The 3,635-nt window shown below is 61.7% G+C and carries 2 protein-coding genes; both read left to right on the top strand.

What is annotated here, in order from left to right:
- The first annotated feature begins 241 nt into the window (after positions 1–241).
- A complete protein-coding gene (locus tag QM600_RS29170) occupies positions 242–1,441 on the top strand; it encodes an IS110 family RNA-guided transposase (protein ID WP_283265244.1) in 1,200 nt (399 codons plus the stop codon).
- A gap of 278 nt (positions 1,442–1,719) precedes the next feature.
- On the top strand, positions 1,720–3,306 hold the full coding sequence (gene murJ / locus QM600_RS29165) for a murein biosynthesis integral membrane protein MurJ (RefSeq protein ID WP_283265242.1): 1,587 nt from the start codon (positions 1,720–1,722) through the stop codon (positions 3,304–3,306).
- Positions 3,307–3,635 lie beyond the last annotated feature (329 nt).

The following is a 3,635-nucleotide window of genomic DNA, read 5'->3' as shown; positions in this document are numbered from 1 at the left end:
GTTTCCTTACCGTTTTTGCTGGGCGGTGCTGGCCGAATATTTGTAGGTTCGGAGCTGCCTGGGAACGCCGGGTATGGCTCTTTTGTTTCTGCTGTGCGCATGGCTGAAGGAGAATGGCCGCCCGGTGTTCTCGACGACTCGACCGCTAATTGAGAGACGCGAACCATATCGCTGTGTAAGGACACGACGGAGAGGTCGTCCACCAGGTCTGTCAACCGAATCGAGAACCGAAGGGGAACGCATGAAACCACTATGGGCAGGCATCGATGCAGGTAAAGGCCATCACCACTGTGTGGTGATCGACAGTGACGGAACGCGATTGCTCTCCCGCCGCGTCGCCAACGACGAGACAGAGCTGAGCACCCTCGTCGACAGCGTCCTCGATCTGGCCGATGGCGGCGTGGTGACCTGGGCAGTGGATCTCAACAGCGGCGGTGCCGGACTGCTGATCGCGTTGCTCACAGACCGAGAACAGAGATTGTTGTACCTGCCCGGACGGATCGTCTACCACGCCGCCGCCAGCTATCGCGGCGACAGCAAAACCGACGCGAAAGATGCGGCCATCATTGCTGATCAGGCGCGGATGCGCCGCGATCTACACCCGATGCGGGTTGACGACGAGACCAGTGTGGAGTTGAAGATCCTGACCTCTCGTCGAACGGACCTGATGCGAGATCGCACCCGGGCGATCAACCGACTCCGAGCACTGCTCACCGGATATTTCCCGGCGCTCGAGCGTGCTCTCGATGTCCGAAACTCCGCCGGCGGGTTGATCCTGCTGACCACCTATCAAACCCCTGACGGACTGCGGAAACTCGGCCGGACGAAGTTGGAAGCGTGGTTGCGGAAGAAGAAGGCATACAACGCCTCTCGGCTCGCTGATACTGCGATCGAGGCTGCAAACGTGCAGTTGGTACGGGTAGCTGGGCAAGATGTCGCAGCATCGACGGTCGGTCGGTTAGCGCATCAGATTCTGAATCTGAATGTCGAACTGCGGGAGTTGGATTCCTCGATCGAAGAGCGGTTCCGTCGGCACCGGCATGCGGAGGTGATCGAATCGATGCCAGGCTTCGGACCGTTGCTCGGTGCCGAATTCCTCGCCGCGACTGGTGGTGATGTGTCCGCATTCGGGAGTGCCGACCGGTTGGCCGGGATCTCCGGTCTCGCGCCGGTGCCGCGCGATTCTGGTCGGGTCAGTGGGAATCTTCATCGGCCGCGCAGATACGACCGCAGGTTGTTACGTGTTTTCTATCTGTCGGCGCAGCTCAGTATCCGGCACAATGCTCAGTCCCAGATTTTTTACAATCGGAAACGTGCGGAGGGGAAGCGTCATACGCAGGCGATTCTGGCGTTGGCGAGACGGCGGTTGAATGTGTTGTGGGCGATGCTCCGCGACAATGCGACTTACCAGCCGGGACTGACTGCCGCATTGGCCGCGTGAGTAATCGGTCCACGCCAGCCGACGCTGAAGTCTTTCCGCCGACTTCGAGGAATTCGGTAAACCTCGCTGATTCTGCGGAATCGAGCAAAGCCCTCGTTGAAAGTACGAAGCACCGAATCTGCGCAGGACTGATCTGGCACGCAAGGTCCGCTAACCACATGGACGTTGCCCGGATTCCACCATCTGCGTTGCTATTTTTCCCGATCAGTTGATGGCGGCACACCGGAGTTCTGGCCGCGCACCCTCGACGGGATACCGAGTTGAGGCACGATGGTCGAATGGCCGTTTCTCAGAACACGTTCGCGCGCGCAACAGGTGCGGTCGCCGTAGCGACCGCAGCGAGTCGCGCGACCGGCTTCGTCCGCACCCTCGCGTTGGCAGCGGTACTGGGCACAGCTGCCGTCGGCGACGCGTACAACGGCGCGAACAGCATGCCGAACATGGTGTACGAACTGCTCCTCGGCGGCGTGATGAGCAGTGTCCTCATTCCTGTGCTGGCGAGGGCTCGGCTCCGCGGGCGAACCTATTCGCGGGTTTTCACCCAACGTCTACTGCTGGCGGCAGTTCTCGGGGCCGCGGTCGTCACCGCGATAGCGGTGGCGTGCGCCCCGTTGCTCGTCGCTGTGTTGGTCTCGGATGCGGAGCAGTCGCAGTTGGCGACAGTGCTGGCGTACCTGCTGTTGCCGGAGATCTTCTTCTACGCGATCGCTGCGACCGTGACGGCCGTGCTGAACGTGCGTGAGAGCTATGCGCCGGCGGCCTGGGCGTCGGTGGGCAACAACCTGATCGTGCTCGCGACGGTCGGGGTCTTTGCTGCGGTACCGGGACCGGTGACGTTGCTGCCGTCGACCATGACCACCGCACAGGTGCTCGTCTTGGGTTTCGGGACCACGATCGGGATCGTGGGGCAAGCCGTGTGGACGGTGGCAGCGTTGCGGCGAACCGGATTCCGATGGAGTTGGCGGGTGCGGCCTGTGCCCTACACGTGGCGGCCGATCCGCGCCGGTACGAGGTTGCTCGGCTGGGTGCTGCTGTACGTCGCGATCAGTCAGGTAGGTGTCGCGGTCGTACTCAGAGTTGCGTTCAGCTACGGCGGAGTCTCGACTTACACGTACGCCGACCTGCTGTTCCAGGTGCCGTACGGCATCCTCGGGGTGTCCCTGCTGACCGTGCTCATGCCGCGTATCTCCCGTGCTGTGGCGCTCGGGGACCGTGATGCGCTGGTCGCCGACATGGGCCGGGCCGCGCGTTACTCGGTGCTCGCTCTTGTCCCTGCCGCAGTCGCGATGACCCTCCTCGGGCCGATGCTGACCACGGTGATGTTCGTCGGCCGCGTCGATGTCGATGCCGCACGCACTATCGGTGTGGCGCTGGCGCTGTCGGCGTTCGGGCTTCCTCCGTTCGCGTTGGTCATGCTGCAACTGCGTGTCTTCTACGCGGGCAATGACATGCGTACGCCGGCATTGATCAACGCCGCCATGGTGGCCACGAAGATCGCCGTTATCGCGCTTGGTGTCGCCTGTCTTCCAGATCAGGCGGTTGTGGTGATGTTGCCGGTCGCGAGTTCACTGTCCTACGTCGTCGGTGCCGTTAGCGGGCACCTGGTGTTGCGTCACCGCTACGGCCTACTCGGCTTCCACACGGTGCGCGAGACGTTCTCGCGGGTGCTGTGGGCGTCGATAGCTGCCGGCGTGGTCTGTGTCATCGCAGTCGGGGTTATGCATCAGCTGATCGACAATCCTCGCGCGGCTGCAGCAGCAACACTGGCGGCGGTGCTCGTTCTCGGAGCGCCGACATTCCTTATTACCGCCCAGAAGATCGGCATCCCCGAAGTCCGCAACGCCAAAGCCCTGCTCAATCGGTAAACACGCAGCGGATAAAGGAAACGGTTCTTCCGTGAGTAAACGATGTCATGAACTCTTTCGAGTTCGTGATTTCGTTTGCCGTAGTTCGTACGTCACCCGCACGCGGCAGCTAGTTCCGGCAACCGAAATCGCCGAGCAGGACGTCTCCAACAAATGGACGGCAGTGGTTGGCGTATCTGGGTCGGCCCAGGGTTCGATCGAGTCCTGCGGACCTGCGTAGCCTTCGGCTCCATCCGAGGGGAACGGCCTACGGCCGCGCTTGACAAAACCTATTGAGATTCTCCTTCAAACTTCAGGCTCCTCTCACTATGCAGCAGGCCAATTTGGTA

The sequence above is a fragment of the Rhodococcus sp. IEGM 1379 genome (assembly GCF_030056815.1).
Taxonomy (GTDB): Bacteria; Actinomycetota; Actinomycetes; order Mycobacteriales; family Mycobacteriaceae; genus Rhodococcus_F.
Note: the sequence above shows the minus strand (reverse complement) of the source record. Positions and strands in the feature narration are given on the sequence as shown.

Bases quoted from the DNA above. Each gene is read 5' to 3' on its own strand.
- QM600_RS29170 (WP_283265244.1), top strand. From the start codon at position 242: ATGAAACCACTATGGGCAGGCATCGATGCAGGTAAAGGCCATCACCAC.
- murJ (WP_283265242.1), top strand. From the start codon at position 1,720: ATGGCCGTTTCTCAGAACACGTTCGCGCGCGCAACAGGTGCGGTCGCC.